This is a genomic window from Microbulbifer maximicatervae (SeqCode), from assembly GCF_056232625.1.
In genome coordinates, this window is sequence record NZ_CP174324.1 from 4,533,575 (window position 1) to 4,553,225 (window position 19,651).

At 47.7% G+C, this 19,651-nt stretch carries 10 protein-coding genes; 6 read left to right on the forward strand and 4 right to left on the reverse strand.

The window, feature by feature from the left end; all coding sequences use genetic code 11:
* Positions 1–170 precede the first annotated feature (170 nt).
* Together ACJJI6_RS19805 and ACJJI6_RS19810 are read right to left on the reverse strand one after the other, a co-directional pair.
* Positions 171–1,229, reverse strand: a complete 1,059-nt coding sequence (locus ACJJI6_RS19805) for an AraC family transcriptional regulator (protein ID WP_475711845.1) — start codon at positions 1,227–1,229, stop codon at positions 171–173.
* A gap of 736 nt (positions 1,230–1,965) precedes the next feature.
* Complete coding sequence (locus ACJJI6_RS19810) at positions 1,966–3,567, reverse strand: AbgT family transporter (protein WP_444896033.1); 1,602 nt, start codon at positions 3,565–3,567, stop codon at positions 1,966–1,968.
* 315 nt (positions 3,568–3,882) lie between these two features.
* Here ACJJI6_RS19810 and ACJJI6_RS19815 point away from each other — a divergent pair, with 315 nt between their 5' ends.
* Both ACJJI6_RS19815 and ACJJI6_RS19820 read left to right on the forward strand, forming a co-directional pair.
* A complete protein-coding gene (locus ACJJI6_RS19815; RefSeq protein ID WP_475711846.1) occupies positions 3,883–4,584 on the forward strand; it encodes a glutamine amidotransferase-related protein in 702 nt (233 codons plus the stop codon).
* A 573-nt stretch (positions 4,585–5,157) separates the two neighbouring features.
* A complete protein-coding gene (locus tag ACJJI6_RS19820; protein ID WP_475711847.1) occupies positions 5,158–8,145 on the forward strand; it encodes a TonB-dependent receptor in 2,988 nt (995 codons plus the stop codon).
* Positions 8,146–8,228: 83 nt separating this feature from the next.
* Here ACJJI6_RS19820 and ACJJI6_RS19825 read toward each other — a convergent pair whose 3' ends face one another.
* Positions 8,229–8,546, reverse strand: a complete 318-nt coding sequence (locus ACJJI6_RS19825) for a hypothetical protein (protein WP_475711848.1) — start codon at positions 8,544–8,546, stop codon at positions 8,229–8,231.
* Between the two features lie 1,541 nt (positions 8,547–10,087).
* Here ACJJI6_RS19825 and ACJJI6_RS19830 point away from each other — a divergent pair.
* The 3 genes from ACJJI6_RS19830 to ACJJI6_RS19840 are packed head-to-tail and all read left to right on the forward strand — an operon-like array spanning position 10,088 to position 16,057.
* Positions 10,088–11,215 (forward strand): HlyD family secretion protein, encoded by a 1,128-nt coding sequence (locus tag ACJJI6_RS19830; protein ID WP_475711849.1) that lies wholly within the window; start codon positions 10,088–10,090, stop codon positions 11,213–11,215.
* Between the two features lie 2 nt (positions 11,216–11,217).
* Entirely contained in the window at positions 11,218–13,950 is a 2,733-nt protein-coding gene (locus ACJJI6_RS19835) for an ATP-binding cassette domain-containing protein (RefSeq protein WP_475711850.1), read from the forward strand.
* Complete coding sequence (locus ACJJI6_RS19840; protein ID WP_475711851.1) at positions 13,940–16,057, forward strand: ATP-binding cassette domain-containing protein; 2,118 nt, start codon at positions 13,940–13,942, stop codon at positions 16,055–16,057. The genes ACJJI6_RS19835 and ACJJI6_RS19840 overlap by 11 nt, the downstream gene beginning before the upstream one ends.
* 641 nt (positions 16,058–16,698) lie before the next feature.
* Here ACJJI6_RS19840 and ettA read toward each other — a convergent pair.
* A complete protein-coding gene (gene ettA, locus ACJJI6_RS19845; RefSeq protein ID WP_444911565.1) occupies positions 16,699–18,363 on the reverse strand; it encodes an energy-dependent translational throttle protein EttA in 1,665 nt (554 codons plus the stop codon).
* A gap of 180 nt (positions 18,364–18,543) precedes the next feature.
* Between ettA and ACJJI6_RS19850 the strand changes: the two genes are divergently transcribed.
* Complete coding sequence (locus ACJJI6_RS19850) at positions 18,544–19,650, forward strand: enoyl-CoA hydratase/isomerase family protein (RefSeq protein WP_444907209.1); 1,107 nt, start codon at positions 18,544–18,546, stop codon at positions 19,648–19,650.
* Position 19,651 lies beyond the last annotated feature (1 nt).

A 19,651-nucleotide genomic window follows, 5' to 3' on the forward strand; every position in this document is an offset into this window, starting at 1 on the left:
AGCTCACTTTACGACTAATGATCCAGAGATCTGACAGGCTCTAATTGATCAGTGGTGGAGGTGGGAATTAGGGGGTGAGTAAGTAGGAAAGGCTGGGTATTTAATCAGTCGTGACACAAGCTAAAATCTGGCTTGTGTCACGACTGATTCTGTATTTTTCTGAAGGGGCTTTAACTTTCAGTTTCCAGTGCAGCTTTCGCCGCAGCTTCACTCAACAACCTGCGGCGAACTTTCATTGGAGTGGTACCAAACCAGCGGTCGCAGGCCCGGTTAAATGAGCTCTGCTCCCGATACCCCAGCATATTGGAAATCTGGGCCATAGGTGGCAACTTTCTACTGAGGTAATGTTCTGCGCGTTCGCGGCGAATACGGTCGAGAATATCCTCAAACACCAATTCCCGATCTCGCAACCTGCGCTGCAGTGTGCGCTTGTGCATACCCAGCTGATTGGCGACTTCCTGCAAACTGCAGCGCTTTAGCGGCATCAGGCAATAGATCAGCTGTTCTACCTGGTGAATCAGGTTTGATTCACCTTGTTCCAGTACTTTGTCGATATAAGACTTTAAAAGAGGCCTTAAAACCGGGTTGCACTTCTCGGTCGGTTGGGCCAACTGGCCGCTACTTAGAATCAAGGTGTCGCTAATTTGTGAAAACTGTACATTTGTACCAAAAAAGTTTTCATATTGGTCGTGGAGCGGCTGTTTGGACTTTAAATGAACCGCCTCCAGATTGAACTTTTCACCACATAATATTTGTAGTGCGACAACAGAAACCCCAAGGAGAAATTCCCGGAATAGCTCGAGAGGTAATGGAGAGTCCGAAGGTATATAACTTTCTAAATCATTTAAACAATGAAAAGTTATAAACGTTTGGAGCCCTTTAACTTCCAATTCAACTCGCAGGTTATAAGGAGGGGCGGCGAATTGCTTTACGGCAGCGTTGAGGAATTCCCCGAGGGTCAACGACTGCAATACTGCTGCTCCAAGAGAACTGAGGGCGGCAGCCCCCTGGCTTTTTGCCAGTCTCAATCCGAAATCCGCGCAATTGAGTTGTCGTGCGGCCTTTTCAACAAGGTCAGTCACTTTACTCAACGGGAGATACCCCTCGAGTTTTTCAACCTGCTCGGGGTTAATACCGGCGCTATTAAGCAGTGTTTCCGGGCAGCCGTTTAGCTGGGATACTTGGTCATAAAAGCCGGTTAACAGCTTAGCTCTTATTTGTTGGGTCAATTTCTTCCAAATCCTTCCAAGAACCCAGCCTGATTTAATTATTAGGCGTGCCGGGTCGCAACTTCTATTTGAGCGGAAATATTCAACTGATAGGCGCGCCCGATAATTTTAGGAATCTACAAATAAATGCAAATTCCAGGATTACACATTCCTGGGCATTGTCTGACGGATTTGCAAAACCGTCATATTGGCGAATGCCTGTTTTATTTCGAATTCCTGATATGTATTGTGCGCTATGGATAACTGTTACTGCACTAACTACCACAAAGTGCACACGACTCATCCTGAGAAAATAATATATGAGATTAAAACAAGGCAGCCGAAACTGGCGTAATCCGCCTATCAGTCTCCGCTAAGTATTATTTCAAGGCCTATATTACTTGTTTTTTTTTGTGGATTCGAAGGGCTTTTGGCTTTTGCTCATAATCAAAATGTCACCTAATGAAAAAAAATACCAATTAAAGTTAATACATTGAAACTTTATTCCCTTATGACAGCAAAAAAATTTTTTTGTTTTATGGTGACTCCATATCTGGGAATAATAATTTTTTCTTAATTTATCCACTTTTTTACCCTTGCCTAAAGCTATCTTGAATGACTGGTGATTTCAGGAACGCTTTAACACTTTTTGGGTAGTTACCAGCGGATATAAATGACCATTTCAGAGGTATGGTCATTTTGGGGAGACAAAAAAGCCCGCATAAGCGGGCTCTAGGATTACTGATTAATCAGTGGATTAGCCACCATAGTAGGTAGCTGCACCGGGGCCGACGGGCAGTCCCAGGGCAAAAACCCAGATGAAGAACAGGGCTGTCCATCCGATAAAGAAGAAGATGGAATAGGGAATCATAGTGGCGATCAATGTACCCATGCCCAAGTCTTTCTTATAGCGCGCAGCAAAAGTAATGATCAGGCCAAAGTAACTCATCATCGGTGTGATAACGTTGGTCACAGAGTCACCGATACGGTAGGCCGCCTGGATTACTTCGGGGGCGTAGCCCAGCAGCATCAGCATGGGTACAAAGATGGGAGCTGTCACCGCCCACTGAGCAGAGGCACTGCCCAGCATCAAGTTCACAAAGCCACACATCATGATGAAGAACAGGAACAGTAGTGGCCCAGTGAGGCCGATGCTTTGTAGCGCATCAGCACCTAAAACGGCAAAAATGGTGCCCAGGTTGGTGATCTTAAAGAAGGCGACAAACTGTGCAGCAAAGAACACAAGTACAATGTACATCCCCATACTGTTCATGCTCTTGGCCATGGCATCAATGACATCTCGGTCATTCTTCATGGTGCCGACAACCTTACCGTAAACAAATCCCGGGATAGCGAAGAACACCAGGATCAGTGAGACGATACCCTTAAGGAACGGAGAGCCCGCGACCAAGCCTGTCTCGGGATTACGTAAAACACCCCACTCAGGCACCACCGTCAAAGCGAGTACTGCAGATACGCCCAAAACAGCCAAACCTGCGTACTTAAGGCCGCGTTTCTCGGCGTCGGTCAGGGTGCCAACTTTGTCTTGAGTCAGGTCGACAGATGCTTCACTGGGATCATATTTACCCAGCTTGGGTTCTACGATCTTCATGGTCACCCAGCTACCAACTCCGGTGATCAGGAAGGTACTGACAATCATAAAGAACCAGTTTACTTCCGGGCCCACGGAGTAGGTCGGGTCGATCATATGGGCTGCTGATTCTGTGATCCCCGATAGCAGCGGGTCCACCGTTCCCAGTAGCAAGTTAGCACTGTAGCCGCCAGAGACACCGGCAAACGCGGCGGCCAGGCCAGCGATAGGGTGTCGACCGAGGGAGTGGAAAATCATTGCGGCTAATGGGATCAGTACCACGTAGCCCAATTCAGAGGCGGTATTAGAGATGATACCGGCAAAAACCACTATGACAGTGACTGTGCGTTTGGAAGCCTGGAGTACCAGGCCGCGAACAGCGGCACTTAACAGGCCGGAGTGCTCGGCAATCGCAACCCCCAATAGGGCCACCAAAACTGTCCCTAGAGGAGCAAATCCGGTGAAATTCTTAACCAGACTGGTAACGATCATCCTGAGGCCATCGCCACTCATAAGGTTGAAAACCTCAATAACGCCATCTGGCGCTCGGCCAGCAGCGCCTACCGGGCGGGGGTCGGGGACAGACAGGCCAAAGTAAGAAGCGATACCACTAATGACTATTACGCTAACGGCGAATAGTGCGAACAGTGTGATTGGGTGGGGGAGAAGGTTGCCGAGCCATTCCACTGCATCTAAGAAGCGGATAAAGGCTGTCTTGCGCCCTGGGGGACTATCCTGCCGATCACTCGGGGAGGTTGTTGTGGTCATTGTTGGTCCTCAGTCGTTACTGCAAGCGACCCTAATTGCCTCTGGGCCGCCTTGTAGCCGAAGGGTTGGCTGAAAAATGTGCTAAAGCCGAGATCATACACAAAACTACTTCAGCTAAGAATGCCCAGAGAGAAATGTTGCTCCTAGGCGGCGGGCCAAAGAGCTATCAGGCGACCCGGATAGGTAAAAGATCTATGATGAAAGATGTGCTGTTATGGCGCTTGTCATATCAGGGTAAGTCTTTCTGATAGCGGTCTCAGATGACTGGATATGCCATAATCCCAATACTATGTAGTCAATTCAGCGGTGAAAATAATGAAGATTGGAATTTTAAAAACCGATGATGTGCGCAAAGAGCTTGTCGGCGAATTTGGGGAGTACCCGGAGATGTTTGCCGACTTGTTGCGCGACCAGGACTCCAATTTGGAGTTTAACACCTACGAAGTCCAGCACGGCCAGTATCCCGACCATATAGATGAAGTAGATGCTTACCTGATTACCGGTAGCAAGACAGGCGTTTATGACGACAAACCCTGGATTGCGCCCTTAATGGATTTTGTACGCAAGTTACATGGTGAGAAAAAGCCGACCATTGGTATTTGCTTTGGTCACCAGTTAATTGCCCAGGCACTGGGAGGCCGGGCCCGTAAGTCGGATAAGGGCTGGGGGCTGGGGGTGCACACCTATGAAATGCAGGAGACGCCTAGTTGGATGTCTGAACCCGCCCCCAACTTTAGTCTCTTAGTAACGCATCAGGATCAGGTGGATCAGCTGCCGCTTGGTGGGCGAGTACTGGCTTCCAGTGAGTTCTGCCCAATGGCAATGGTGCAGGTGGATGATCATATGCTTAGCTTCCAGGCGCACCCGGAATTCACTAAGCCCTACTCGAATAGCTTAATGGAGCTTCGACGGCAGGCTTTTGGTGAAGCTGTGGTTGATAAAGGGCAGGAGTCGCTCAAGAACGATATCCATGAAAATACAGTTGCCAGATGGATGTTGGAGTTTTTACGGCAGTAAATTTTTCCCATTAAAGAAAATTGAAAACCTCCATATAGCTATTTTCTATTTCTCATTCCAATAGTGTCTGACCTTTTGAAACCCCGCTTACTAAGTGGGGTTTACGCTCATACATGCATTAAACTGCACCGTTATTCACCTTTGTTCTATATGTCTTAAAGGGCATATAAACTTCTTATAGGATTATATTTTTTAATTTTATTTGAATATAACGATTTAACTGCAAAAATATAATTTTCTCCGGCAACTGGCAGTTATTTTTGCATTCATGTTTATGTTTGTCACTACCTCTAGATTTATATGTCGATAACATGAACTTTTAAGGTTGTTTTAAAAAGTAGTGGGTGTTTAATATGGGGTTCTTCATTTAAAGGTTTTTGTTTAGGGCGGGTATTCAATTAAATAACATACTTGTGCCAGTTTTATTTTTATGGGGGCGTGTATGTATTCTAATTGATTTAAATGGAGGTCTTGGGTGTTCGCAATTAGCTCAGGGAGGATGGATTAATAATTAACACAGCTTTTTAATCTAAAAAAATCTATAAATATTTCTATAAGCAAAAGGATAGGTTTATGAATTTATTTAAAAGGGCAGTATTGGCCAGTGCCATTGGCTTGTCAGTATCTAGCACTAATGTGCTTGCGGCTGGAAATGTAAACGGGGGAATTGATGGAAGGCTTATTGGAGCAGATGGTAGTGAGATTCCTAACGTAACTATTCTTATTGAAAATGAAGAAAATGGCTTCAAAAGGACTATATCAACTGGTGATGATGGGGATTTCAAGGTCAAGTTACCCAGTGGAGTTTATAAAATAACCGCGCAGAAGTCAGGGTACCAACCGGCAGTAATCGAATCAGTACTAGTGTCTATCGGTAGTACAGGTAAATTAAGTATCCCTTTGAGCCAAGGCGATATGGAAGAGGTTTTGGTTGTAGCTGAGGCCTTACCACAAATACGTACAGGAACAGCTGAATCTGCTCTCAATATCAGTTTAGAGGATATTGAGATGTTGCCTGTAGGAAGAAATATAGAATCTGTTGCCTTGCTTGCTCCGGGAACTGTATTGGGGGATAACACATTCAGAGAGGATAAAGATCTTATATCATTTGGCGGAGCCTCTGTCGGTGAGAATGCTTACTATATTGATGGCTTGAATGTTACCAATTTTCGCAATGGCTTAGGTGGTTCTTCTGTACCCTTTGAGTTTTATGATCAGTTTCAAATCAAAACTGGTGGATATAGTGCAGAGTTTGGGCGGTCTTTAGGTGGCGTTTTAAATGCTGTTACAAAGCGTGGAACCAATGATTTTAAATATGGTGTAGTTACTTACTTTGAGCCTGGATCATTAAGGGAAACAAGCCCGGATACATTATCCACAGATGGAACGCTCTATGATCTCAATTCGGAGAATGAACAGTCTAGATATACTACGGACTACTATATAAGTGGTCCGATTGTAGCGGACAAATTATTTTTCTATGCGCTCTATGAACAACAGGAAACTGTTGAAGAGTATAACACTCTCCAGGCCCCAGATACCTTTAATAATAGGGAAGTGGCTGATGACTTTTGGGGAGTTAACTTAACTTGGAATGTGACCGATGATCACATCTTAAGTTATGTTCATTTTTCCGATGAGCGGACTCGAGAAAATAAACAGTCAAACTATGACTACTACAACATGGACAAGCTTGATTATAAAGGCACGATCAGTGATTATCGAGGAGGAGAGAACTGGTTGTTGCGCTACGATGGTCAACTAACTGATAATTTCAGTATGTCTTTGTTATATGGACAAAACGAATATGAGTTAACAACAATTGGAACCACCGATGTTGAGTGCCCTTTTATTATTGATGCTAGTGATGGGGCGCTACCAGGAAATTCGTCTTATTATCCAGGCTGTAATACAAACTCCAGAATTCAAACCGGTGGTGATGAGCGCGAAGCAAGTCGAATAGATTTTGAGTGGGTACTTGGAGATCATACTGTCCGCTTCGGATATGATCGTGAAGATAATTCTTCCTCTTCTGCTGAGACCTATGCGGGCACCGGATTAAGGGATGGAAAAGGGGTCTATTACCGCTATATATCTGCCCTTCCTGACTCCAAGCTTTCTAATGGAGGTATTGTTCCCGATGTGAATGGCGATGGTAGCACGGTTCACTTGGTACGGTATCGAGTAAGCGATGTTTCAGGATCCTTTAAAGTTGAGTCTGAGGCTTTTTATATCGAGGATACGTGGGATATCACTGATAACTTAACCGTCAGTGCTGGGCTTAGGAGTGAGATTTTCTCCAATTACAATGGTGAGGGTGATGTATTTATAGAAATTGATGATCAATGGGCTCCTCGTCTCAGTTTTTCTTGGGATCCTAGTGGCGATGGAGAGACGCGCGTTTTTGGTAACTGGGGTAGGTACCATATGCCTGTTGCTGCTAATACTAACGTGCGTTTATCTGGAGGAGAATTGGGCTTGGAGCGTTACTTCATTTTTAATGGAAGCTATGATCCAGTAACTTATGTCCCCACAGATATTGATGCAGAAGGGATACCTACAACTGAAGAAATAGGTCCTGTTCAGATTAATTCGAGCGGAGAAGTTCCCGATAGCCGACAATTATCTGATCGGGATTTGGAGGCTATGTATCAGGATGAATATATTCTGGGCTATGAAAAGGTTCTCAATGAAAATTGGAGTGTGGGTGTTAAAGCTACCTATCGTGATCTAAAGTCACATATTGACGATATCAGTATTAACCATGCGGTTGACGCATTAGGCTATGCTCATACTGGGGATGCTCATGGTTATGTTCTCGCTAACCCTGGAAGTGATGTAACAATTCCTTATGATAGGTATGGTACCGGTGAGTTGGAGATGACAACTTTCTCTGCTGAATTGCTCGGGTATCCCGAAGCTAAACGAACCTACAAAGAGCTAGAGTTTTCCGTTGATAAAGCCTTTGACGGCGTTTGGGGTCTAACAGCCAGTTACGTGTGGTCTGAAAGTAAAGGTAATACAGAGGGGTACGTTAAATCTGATAATGGTCAGGATGATGCGGGGATTACTCAAGACTTTGATTTCCCTGAAATTATGGACGGTGCCAATGGCTTTCTCCCTAATGATCGCACCCATAAGTTTAAGATATATGGAAGCTATCAGATAATGGAAAACTTACTATTAGGCGCCAATTTCCTTTTGCAATCAGGAAGACCGATAAACTCCTTTGGCAAAGGGCACCCAGATGGCACTCCCTACTATGGCGATACCTACTATTTGACAGATCCAGATGGTAATTTAGTGCGAACTGAGCGCGGTAGTCGTGGCCGGACGAGCTGGGTGAATCAGATTGACTTATCATTAATTTATAACACTGAAATTGGTTTGGCTGATGTCGAGTTAAGGGCTGATGTCTTTAATTTATTAAATGCAGACGCTGAAACAGAAGTTGACGAATTTGCAGAGATTAGCCCCGGATTATCTGACCCTGACTGGGGGTTGAACCAATACTACCAAACGCCCAGATATTTTAGGTTAGGCGCCAGCGTACGTTTCTGATTTCAACTTTAATGGGCCGCCAATGTGGCGGCCTTAACTTCAATAGATATAACTTAAGATAACGCTTCCTATTAATTGGATGGCTAATTGACTCCATATACTGAATCTTCCTCGATCTGAATAATTCTTACCCGGATAGGGTCTTCAATCTGAAAATATCGTCTCGCGCTTTCATCAAGTTGAATGGCCAAAGCTTGAAGTTTTTGGTGTGTTCGATCTGGTCTCTTTAAACAGGATACTTCAATATAGCATTCATCGGGTGTAATTTGATGAGTTGTAATAAAAGTTATATTTGGGTCTTCTTCAGTTTCAAGTTCTTTGGTAATCAATTTTTGAAAAAGCGCAGGGGTTGAGTCCGGGACTAATTTAAGTGAGTTTAAAAAAATCTTGCAGCTGATCATGTATTGATTCCTGCTTAATACAGATGGAGGTGTTTATTACTATCTGCTTTAGGGGTCGGCGTTATGACCTCCAGGTTTCAATGTATAGTTGCCAATAGCTCCAGCCATTCTCCTGCCTGTTTCTATGTTTGGTATGTAGTAAATTATAGGTCAAAAGTGCGATTCTACTGCGGGAAGTAAAGTCATTATAATATTTATAGTGGCTGCAGCATTTTATACATTTCTTTAAGTTGTAATTAAATGTCTGTTTTGCATATTTTGCTTTATCAGCGTGTAGGTTGGTAAGGGAGGAAAGTAGCTTAGATTTCTTTGGGTTTATAACTCTCCCGGACATTGGGGCAGGTTTCGGTGGTGAAGTGTCTTAAGATGTCAACATTGTACTCTGAGTGGAAATCTTCTATTGAGTAGAATCTCTGATTCTAGAGTTGATATATTTAATTTCTAATATTATATGGATTTTAAATGTTGATGGATGTTGGGGTAGATGGCTTTTAGGGGGGGCGATATTTGGTATGTCTGGGAGCAGGTAAGTGAGCTTTATTAGATTAAATACAGTAATGCGCATTTTTACGGGGCAGATAGGCAGCTTCTTAGCTATGGTTGTGCGTTAGGTTATCTGAGTTGGTGAGAGTAGATATTGTGATTATCGTCTGTACAGTAATAGTCAAATGAATAGCCAAGGAAAGTAATCATGCATGCTTGAATGCCGTATTTGTAGTCGATAAATGGGGATGCAAGCTATAGTCTAATCAATCCACTATGCAAGAGAGCTTAGGGTTTGTTGAGCTAGTAAGTTATCAATGCGGTTGGGTTTAGTATAAAAGCTCAAAAGGTCTCTATTAAGGCCATTGGTGTTTATGATAAGCAAGTTTTGATACGAGCCTCGTAGTTCACCTTCAAAGCCATAATTGAAGGGCTAGGACAAAGTACACTTTTACTTTTAATATCAGCGGTTACTGATGCTGAGTTACTTATTTCAATCTATATTTAGTGGTTAATAACAGTACACGATGAGTCACCTATTGATAAGTCTGCATGATTGGGATGGGGTGCAGAATTGATTGACATATTTTATACGGTAAGGGCAGTCATTATGTCCGGGTGTCTATTGATCCTTTTACATTGGAGGTGGAAGGGATAATCAATGGAGGTGAATAGGTTGAAGTTATCACTAGTGGAACCATCAAGAGGAAATAGTTGATTCTATCTATCAAGGATGATTGCGATAACAAAAATAAGAAATCACTTTACTTACAATAAGTTGTATATAAATGCATGTAATAAAGAGCTAATTAAATTCCATCGAGTTTAAGGGGTGAGCGCTATCAAAGGTACAAGGTGGGCTTGATCAAAATAAATTGACTCTAAGATGTGAAAAAATTACCTTTGTTTATCTTGAGTTTTTAAAGAAAATTGTAAAAAGATCAGTGGCAAAGTCAAGTTTCGCGACTTTTTTGCACGATAAATACTAATGGGTTTTTATATTGTCAACGCCTTTTTTTCACACTACTCGTTCTATTACTTCAGACTCTATCCGTGCCTTGGTTGCCGCTACTGCTCTAGGTGTCTTACTTCTGGTGGCATGGGCTATATGGTTCTTCACAGTAGAAGTTACAACCTATAGCGTGACTGAAGATGCGAAATTAGAGCAGGAACAAAATACTGTTCACGTGAGTACCCAACGGGTTGGGCGTGTTGTTCACATTGAAGCAGAGTTGGGAGATACATTAGAGAAAGATGATGTATTAATTAAACTTGATACTTCCGTACTTAATTTGAATTTGCAGGGGGATAGTAAAATATCTGAAAGCCTGCGAGATCAACTAGAATCAGTTCAAAGGGAAAGAGAGTTACTAGATAAAAAGTTCGGTGAAGATGAAAAGGCCCTTAGCGACCAATTGAATTTATTGGAGCAGCAGTACCAACTTCAAATTGATAATCAAGAAATTCAAGCAGATGTTACCGATCGCTATGAGCGATTGTTGCAGAAACAACAAAGCTCCGAATTGGATTATCTGGCTGCAAAACGAACGTACCAGCAAATGGCAATGGCAACTCTAAAAGTGCAAGCAGATATCCATGCTTTAGAGGATCGCCGGGCACAACTGATTAGTGAATATCAGCTTGAATTGAGTGCGTTAGAGCAGCGACATCAGGAGCTTGGTGCCAAGCTTGCAGAAGTAGATACTCGCATTGAGCAAAGCTATCTTGCAGTACGTGAACAGAATCTGCGAGCGCCCATTACTGGCGTGTTGGCCTCGCTAGCAAAAATTCGCGAAGGTGAAGTTCTAGTTAAAGGACAGCAAGTTGCAACGATTCAAGCAGAAGGTGATATTTCTATACAGGCATTTTTCCCACCCGCATTAGCATTGGGGCATATCCAGCCCGGGCAGAAGGCCCAAGTAAAACTGGATGGATTTTCCTGGGCCCGTTATGGGCAATTGGAGGCCCGAGTAGAACGGGTCGCTAGTGCCGTCCAGCAAGGCAAAGTTCTTGTACAGCTATCCTTACAAGGTGAAGCACCGCCCCATCTCCCTTTACTGCATGATTTACCGGCCAGGGTAGAAATTGCCACAGGCAAGAAAACACCATACCAACTGCTTCTACAAAGGACGGGTGAGATACTCTCGGCCAAAGCTCCCGCAGAGACCGTGGAAGAGGGAGCGTAGCAGTGAAAAACAAAAGACGCTGGTTAGTTCCTGAGGTAGTTCAGACCTCTAATATGGACTGTGGTCCGGCTTCCCTGAAGTGCTTGCTCGAAGGTTTTGGTGTAAATACACACTACGGCCATTTGCGCGATGCCTGCCAGACTGATGTAGATGGAACCTCGATAAATACCCTGGAAAAAATTGCGGTAGAGCTTGGGCTAGAAGCTGCCCAGATGGTGGTTCCCGTGGATCATCTCTTATTGAGCTCCACCGGCTACTTGCCGGGATTGGTTGTGGTACGGCTACCAAACGGTAACACTCATTTTGTCGTGGCCTGGAAAAATCATCGCGGTATTGTGCAGGTGATGGATCCCGCCAGTGGTAGGCGCTGGCCCAGCGCACGTCGTTTTTTGGATGAGTTGCATGTTCATACCGCACGGGTGCCCCCTCAGGGCTGGAGAAACTGGGCAGGTGGTGATGATTTTATTGCCCCGCTGAAAGAGCGTATTGCTCAGTTAAAGGTTGGCAATAAAGAGGCCACCACGCTCTGTAAAAAAGCGCTAAAGGATGAGAGTTGGCTCTCGTTGGCATTTCTCGATGCATCTGTTCGAATGCTCTCCTCATTGGTTACGTCCGGGGCGATAAAGCGCGGAACTGAGGTCAGTGGTATGTTGCAGCGGCTGTCTGTTGAATTTACTACAGATACCACCCAAGCATTTTCTTTAGTACCAGAGAATTACTGGTGTACTCGACCGTCCCGTCCCCGTGGAAGTGAGCCTGCAGAGACAATTGAACTGTCGCCGGAGCAGTTGGAGTATAGTGGCGCGGTCATCGTGAGCGTAAAAGGGGTTCGCGATGTCAGTGAAGTCAAACCGAAATCGGAAGCGCTATCCAGGGCTTTGCGGGAGCCACCGGTTCAACCTCTCAGGCAGCTCTGGGGGTTGATGCGCGAAGATGGATTGATTGCGCCATTCACTATATTTATTGCTCTGCTCGGAGCGGTATTGGGGCTGATGTTCGAAGCCTTGCTTTTCCGTGGCCTGATTGATATCCACAGCGAGTTAGCGACAGAGATACAGCGAGCAGGCACGATTGCATTGCTGTTGGTCTTTATGATCACATTAATGCTATTGCAGTTTCCCGCAGCAAAAGTCCAAATGGTGGTTGGGCGCCGTTTGGAAAATCGTTTCCGCATACGGTTTTTAGCGGCCCTACCCAAAATACCTGATCATTTCTTTCAGAGCCGTCCCACCTCTGATACAGCCGAACGCTCACATCGTATTACCGCCTTGAGAGATTTGCCTGTTCTCGGGACGAGTCTCATTTTTAAAATTTTCTCCCTGTTCGCTACTGCACTCGGAATAATCTGGCTTGCTCCAGCTGCCGCTCCTTTGGTGCTAGTCATGTCGGTATTGCAAGTCGCTGTACCCTTGATGTTCCATCCAGTACTCACTGATTACAGTATGAGAGTACAAACTCATGCGGGAGCCCTGGCTCGCTTCTATATGGATGCGCTGCTGGGAGTTATTCCAATCCGTACGCACGGCGCTGGTGAGTCTGTACGGCGTGAGCATGAAAACCTGCTCACTGAATGGATAAGAGCTGGATACTCATCACTGAGTTTTCAGCTCAATAGCCAGGCGGTGCAGCTGTTGATTAATTGTACCCTCAGTAGTGTATTGGTGATTTATTGTGTTAATGCACGAGGGGCAAGTCCCGATCTGCTTTTATTGATTTATTGGGTATTGGCACTGCCACCGCTGGGTGAAGAAATTGCGGGACTGATGCGAAGTTATCCACGGCAACGGAATTTTTTACTGAGAGCCCTCGAACCGCTGCAAGCAGTCACTGAAACAGACACAGAAAAAAGTTCTGCTGATAGTGTGGAATTTTCTCCGGCAAAACCGGTGGGTATCAAGTTTGAGAATGTCAGCGTTAATGCCAGCGGTCGCACTATTCTCGACAGGGTAAATCTGGAAATCAGCCCCGGTGAGCAAATTGCTGTGGTCGGAGCATCCGGCGCTGGCAAGTCGAGCCTTGCCGGATTATTGCTGGGGTGGCACAAACCCGCCAGTGGCCGTGTGATGCTCAATGGTGGAGAGTTGAAGGGAGAATTACTGCATCGTTTTCGCCTTCACTGTGCCTGGGTTGATCCCGCAATTCAGCTGTGGAATAGCAGCCTTCTGGAAAACTTGAGTTACGGCAATAAGCCCGGAGCTCCGCTTTACCCCATTTTACAGCAAGCGGATTTGCTCAAGCTGGTAGCAGCGCTACCGGAGGGGCTGCAAAGCCCGCTAGGCGAAAGTGGTGCCCTGGTCAGTGGTGGTGAAGGGCAGCGCGTACGTCTGGGACGCGCACTTGGCCGCGAGGAAACTGCTTGTGTGATTCTGGATGAACCGTTCAGGGGGCTTGATCGCCAACAGCGGCAGCGCCTGATGAACCGGGTGCGGGAGGTTTGGCAGGGGGTCACCCTGATCTGTATTACCCACGATATCAGTGAAACCCGGGACTTTCCTCGTGTTTTGGTCGTGGACGAGGGCTGCATTATTGAAGATGGTAAGCCCACTGAGCTTCAAGCCCAGGGCGACACGCGCTATACGCAGCTACTGGCAGCTGAAAGCAGTCTCTGGCAAGAGTGTTGGCAGAGTAGCAGTTGGCGTCACTTGCGCATGGCCAGCGGTCAATTGACAGAAGTACAAGGAGTTCCTGGGGCGACACCGGCCTCCCGGTTTACGGAGGTTGCCAGTGAGCAGTAAAGAATTAATGCCCTATTGCTGGCCAGTGTCGCAGCTGGAGGCCGCCTTACAAGCGTTGGCAAAATACAGCGGCTTGGAGCCTGAAGTAGCGGAGCTCAAATCCCTTGGAAGCACCCTGGAGTTGAATGCCAGGTTGCAAGCAGGTGCTGAAGCTTTGGACTTGCAAGTGGAGCAGGTGAGTTGTAGCTACCCAGAGCTGGAAACCATGCTGTTGGGAGCCGCCCCGGCGCTGTTACGGGTTCGCTTTCCCGAGGGGGAATATTTTATCGCACTGTGTGGTGGCAGGGGGCATAAGTTACAGCTGCTCACACCGGCACTGCACCTGGAGAAAGTTTGCCTAGAGCTGGTTATTCAGCAGCTGGCTCGCGAGCTTGAAGGGCCCCGGCGCGAGCGTATCGAACAGTTGCTGGATAGTGCACACATTCAAGGGCGCCGGCGCAAGAAAGCCATGACTGCCCTGCTGCGAGAAAATCTTGCCGGCGTACGCCTGGATGATTTCTGGTTGTTGCGTCAATCCTCTCACCGGTCTTTCCGCCTACAGCTTCGCCAGCGCGGGTTGTATTGGCGCTTTGCCGCCATGCTTGCCTGTCACAGTGCCCAGATGGCTATTTTTCTGTGTAGCTGGTGGGTGATAGGTAGGGCCGTGCTCGAGGGCCATATTGATACGGGCTGGCTATCTGCCTGGGTATTGTTATTGGTGACTCAGGTTCCCCTATCCCTGCTCACGGCTCGGCTGCGAGGTGTGGTCTCCGTTGAGACCGGCGCACTCTTGAAACAGCGATTACTCGCCAGCGCGCTGCGCGTTATTCCCAGTCGTATTCGGAATATGGGGTCAGGTCAGGTATTGGGCAGGGTTTACGATGCGGAGAATATAGAAGCCAGTGCATTACAGGGGGCCTTTTTATTATTGCTAGGCGTTGTAGAACTGTTAATTGCAGCCTCAATTTTACTGATGGGAGCTGGTGGCCTTATCTATGTAGCAATTTTGCCCCTATTTTTAGCGGTTGCATTTTTTCTCGGGCGGGCACAGTACTACGGCCGCAAAGAGTGGACAGCACAGCGTCTGTCAATGACTCACCGTTTGATTGAGAAAATGATCGGTCATCGCACCCGGCTCGCGCAGCAGGCACCTGGCGAGTGGCACCGGGGCGAAGACAGTGAGTTAAATGACTATCTGGAAAGCTCCTCTCACATGGATAACACCATGGTGCGTTTACAGGCTTTTTTGCCGCGCCTGTGGTTACTTTTAGGGGTCGTGGGGCTGGCCCCTATATTTATTAGCGACAGTGTCAGTAGCACCCAACTCGCAATTGCCTTTGGAGGCATGTTGTTGGGATATCGCGCAGTTTCAAAGTGTATGAATGGTTTTTCCAGCGCCTTAAGTGCCGCAATTTCCTGGGAAAAAGTACGTGAACTATTTTCCCTAGAGGATCGCCACTTAAGGGGCAGTGCCGGTTTGGCAATGGCCGCGTCGGCCGGCCAGCAGGATTCCTCGCAGCCGCTGTGTTATTTACGCGATATCCGTTTCACCTACGAGGGAAAAGATCAAGCAGTGTTGGCGGGATGCAACCTCAGCATTTATCCTGGCGACCGGCTTTTACTGCAGGGCACTTCTGGTTCAGGGAAATCCACATTGGCGAATGTCCTCACCGGTATTCAACGACCGGATGATGGGCTGTTACTACTCAATGGCTATGATCGTGCGAGCATCGGTGTTGAATCTTGGCGAAGGATGGTTGCTTCTGCTCCCCAGTTTCATGAAAACCATGTGTTGGGGGATTCATTCTTATTTAATTTACTGATGGGGGATCAGTGGCCGCCCCGCCCGGAGAGCTTGCGTAGAGCTTATATAATCTGCGAGGAACTGGGCCTCACACCGCTTTTAAGGAAAATGCCGGCGGGAATTCTACAGACAGTGGGGGAGATGGGCTGGCGATTATCTCATGGAGAAATGAGTCGATTATTTATTGCCCGCGCGCTGTTACAAAACGCTGAGCTAGTAGTACTAGATGAGAGCTTTGCTGCACTCGATCCTGAGAACCTAAGTATGGCGCTGGCTTGTGTACAAAGAAACTCGAAAACATTAATTGTTATTGCTCACCCATAGCTGATCATGGAAGTGAAGTTTTTATGAAATTTTAGTTTTTTAAGGGATTGCTCAGCCTAGGAGTGGCCCTGTATTGGTGGTGCAGCTCGTAGCTAATTGCAGCGGTAGTAATATGCTATTAAAAATATTTTGATTTGCGGGATTTTTTGAGAAAGCTATTGCCAATAGAAAAGTTAAAAAGGATTGGAAAAAATTTCACTATATGAGATGCAAGGTTTAATGCTTGCTACGTTTGTACCATTTTGGTGGATAATTGGGGTTTTACAAGGTGGTAATTTATCTTTGTTTTTTAGCTGGAATAACGGCAGGAGTTAAGTCGTATTTTGTGCCAAATGAAAAATTTATTTGTGATTGCTCCCCCATAATTATTGATTATTAATGGTGTAATCTAGTGTAATCAGGTTAAGCTTGGTAGCATCCAATGACCTAATTGGATATTTGTTGAGAACAAATTATACGACAGGAGATTTATATGAACATCGAAACTGATATCACTGCTGGACCTGATGGCGGAGCAATCGAGCCACCTCGTCTACAAAATTAAGTTGCTTGATGAATTTATACGAGTTTCAATAATCAGCTCGTATTTATTTCTTCGAAAGTAAAAAAGCCCGCTTTTGCGGGCTTTTTTACTTTTAAAATCAAGTCTTAAGCTTCTTATAATGCATGCGATGGGGTGTTGCATCCTCACCTTTGCGCTGCACAAAGTCCTCGTGGTACTCGGTGTAGTTACCCTCAAAGAATACCGCTTCACTCTCACCCTCATAGGCGAGGATATGGGTGGCAACGCGGTCCAGGAACCAGCGATCGTGCGAGATTACCAGGGCACAGCCGGGGAAGTTGAGCAGGGCTTCTTCTAGGGCGCGCAGGGTTTCGATATCCAGATCGTTGGAGGGTTCATCCAGCAGCAGTACATTGGCGCCCTGCTTGAGGGTATAGGCCAGGTGCAGGCGTCCGCGTTCACCGCCGGAGAGTTCGCCTACGCGCTTCTGCTGGTCACTGCCCTTGAAGTTAAAGCGGCCAACATAGTTGCGCGAGCCCACTTCGTAGTTGTTGATCTTGAGCATATCGTGGCCGTCTGAGATGGCTTCCCATACGGTCTTGCTGTCATCCAGATTTTCACGACCCTGTTCAACGTAGGCGACCTTAACGGTTTCACCCATCTTGATCTCGCCGGAGTCCGGCTGCTCGGTGCCGCTGATCATACGGAACAGGGTGGACTTACCGGCACCGTTACCGCCGACGATACCTACAATTGCGCCCTTGGGCACGCGGAAAGACAGGTTGTCGATCAGCAGGCGCTCGCCGAAGCCTTTGCTCACACCTTTAAACTCAATCACATTGTCGCCGAGACGCTCGCCGGGCGGAATGTAGATTTCGTTGGTCTCGTTGCGGGCCTGGAAGTCCTGGGACTGCATTTCTTCCAGGCGGGACAAACGGGCCTTGTTTTTGGACTGACGGCCCTTGGGATTTTGGCGGGCCCACTCGAGTTCCTTTTGCATGGCTTTGGCGCGGGCCTGTTCGCCGCGCTGTTCTTGCTCCAGGCGCTTTTCTTTTTGTTCTAGCCAAGTGGTGTAGTTGCCTTCCCAGGGGATGCCGTGGCCGCGGTCCAGTTCCAGAATCCAGCCGGCAACATTGTCGAGGAAGTAGCGATCGTGGGTGATGGCAACCACAGTGCCAGTGAAATCGTGTAGGAAGCGCTCCAGCCAGAATACGGATTCCGCATCCAGGTGGTTGGTGGGTTCGTCGAGAAGCAGCATATCCGGGCGGGACAGCAGCAGGCGGCAAAGGGCCACACGGCGCTTTTCACCGCCGGACAGATTGGTTACGTCCGCATCCCAGGGGGGCAGGCGCAGTGCGTCTGCGGCAACTTCCAGGCGGTGCTCCAGGTTGTGGGCGTCCCAGGCCTGGATAATGTCTTCGAACTGTTGCTGTTTCTTGGCCAGGGCATCGAAGTCCGCGTCGGGCTCGGCGTAATCGGCGTAGACCTGTTCCAGGCCGGCGAGGGCGTCGATGGCTTCGCGTACACCGTCCTCTACGTTGCCGCGCACGGTCTTGCTGGCATCGAGTTGCGGTTCCTGGGGCAGGTAGCCGACCTTGATGCCGGGCATTGCGCGGGCTTCGCCGTTAAAGTCCTGGTCGACCCCAGCCATAATGCGCAGCAGGGTGGACTTACCTGCGCCGTTGAGGCCGAGTACGCCGATCTTGGCGCCGGGGAAGAAGGAGAGGGAGATGTCCTTGAGGATCTCGCGCTTGGGGGGCACTACTTTGCCCACCCGGTTCATGGTGTATACGTATTCGGCCATTTGGGGTTCCGTAATGGGTGTTGGAATCGGTCAGATTTTGCGCGCAACTTATCAGTTTGCGTAAAAAGTGCAACCGGGCATGTCTGTGGTAGCCCGCTGTACTCGCGTGTGGCTGACGTCAAATGTGATCTGTGTTTAACTGCGACACTATCTAGTACAAGAGCTATAAGACGAATAAAAATGGATCAGGATTCCCCGGTGTTGTTTTCCCGGCGCGGCGCCCTGGCGATCGCGACACTAAACCTCCCCAAGGCTCTCAATGCCTTAAATTCATCCATGATCGATCTGTTGTCGGCCCAGTTGGACCGCTGGGCTGAAGACACTGAAGTCGCAGCAGTCTGGATCGATGGCAGTGGCGACAAGGCGCTGTGCGCTGGCGGCGATGTGGTGGCGCTGTATCGGGAGTCCGCCGCCTATGGTGAGACACCGGACTACGGATTCACCACCGACTTCTTCTCCCGCGAATATCGCCTGGACTACCAGATTCACACTTACGCCAAGCCCGTCGTGGTGTGGGGCGGTGGCTTCGTGATGGGAGGCGGTATCGGCATTATGGCGGGAGCCAGCCACCGGATTGTGACCGAAACCACTCGTATGGCAATGCCGGAGATTACGATTGGTTTGTTTCCCGATGTGGGGGGCAGCTGGTTCCTGAATCGTATGCCCGGGCGCCTTGGACTTTTCCTGGGGCTGACCGGTGCGCAGTTTAATGGCGCCGATGCCCTGTTTGCCGGTATGGCGGACCGCATGATAGGCCAGGACCAGCGGGAGTCAGTCTTGTCTGCGTTAGCGGGGCTCAGTTTTGGTGAAAACCTGGAAGCCAATCACCAGTTAATTAGCAATTGCCTTAAATCCCAGGAGCTGCCCCTTCTGGAGCGGCCTGAGTCTGCTCTGCGAGAGCATTATGACCAAATCCAGCAGCTTACCGATTTTGCCACCTTGCCAGAGGTTTGTGCCGCCATCAGTGCATACCAGGGTGTGGATAAGTGGTTGCAGCGGGCAGCTGCCACTTTGGCAGGTGGCTCTCCGCTGACCCCCTGGATTGTGTGGGAGCAATTACAGCGGGCTCGACACCTGTCCCTGGCGGATATCTACCGCATGGAGTTGGCACTCGCGGTAAACCTCTGTGCCAGTGGCCACTTCAAGGAAGGGGTGCGCGCGCTGTTGATTGATAAAGACCGCGAACCCCAGTGGCAACCTGACAGCTTGGAACAGATTACACCTGCGCAGGTGGAGAGTTGCTTTGAGGGACCCTGGGGCGGTGAGCACCCGCTGGCCGACCTGTAGA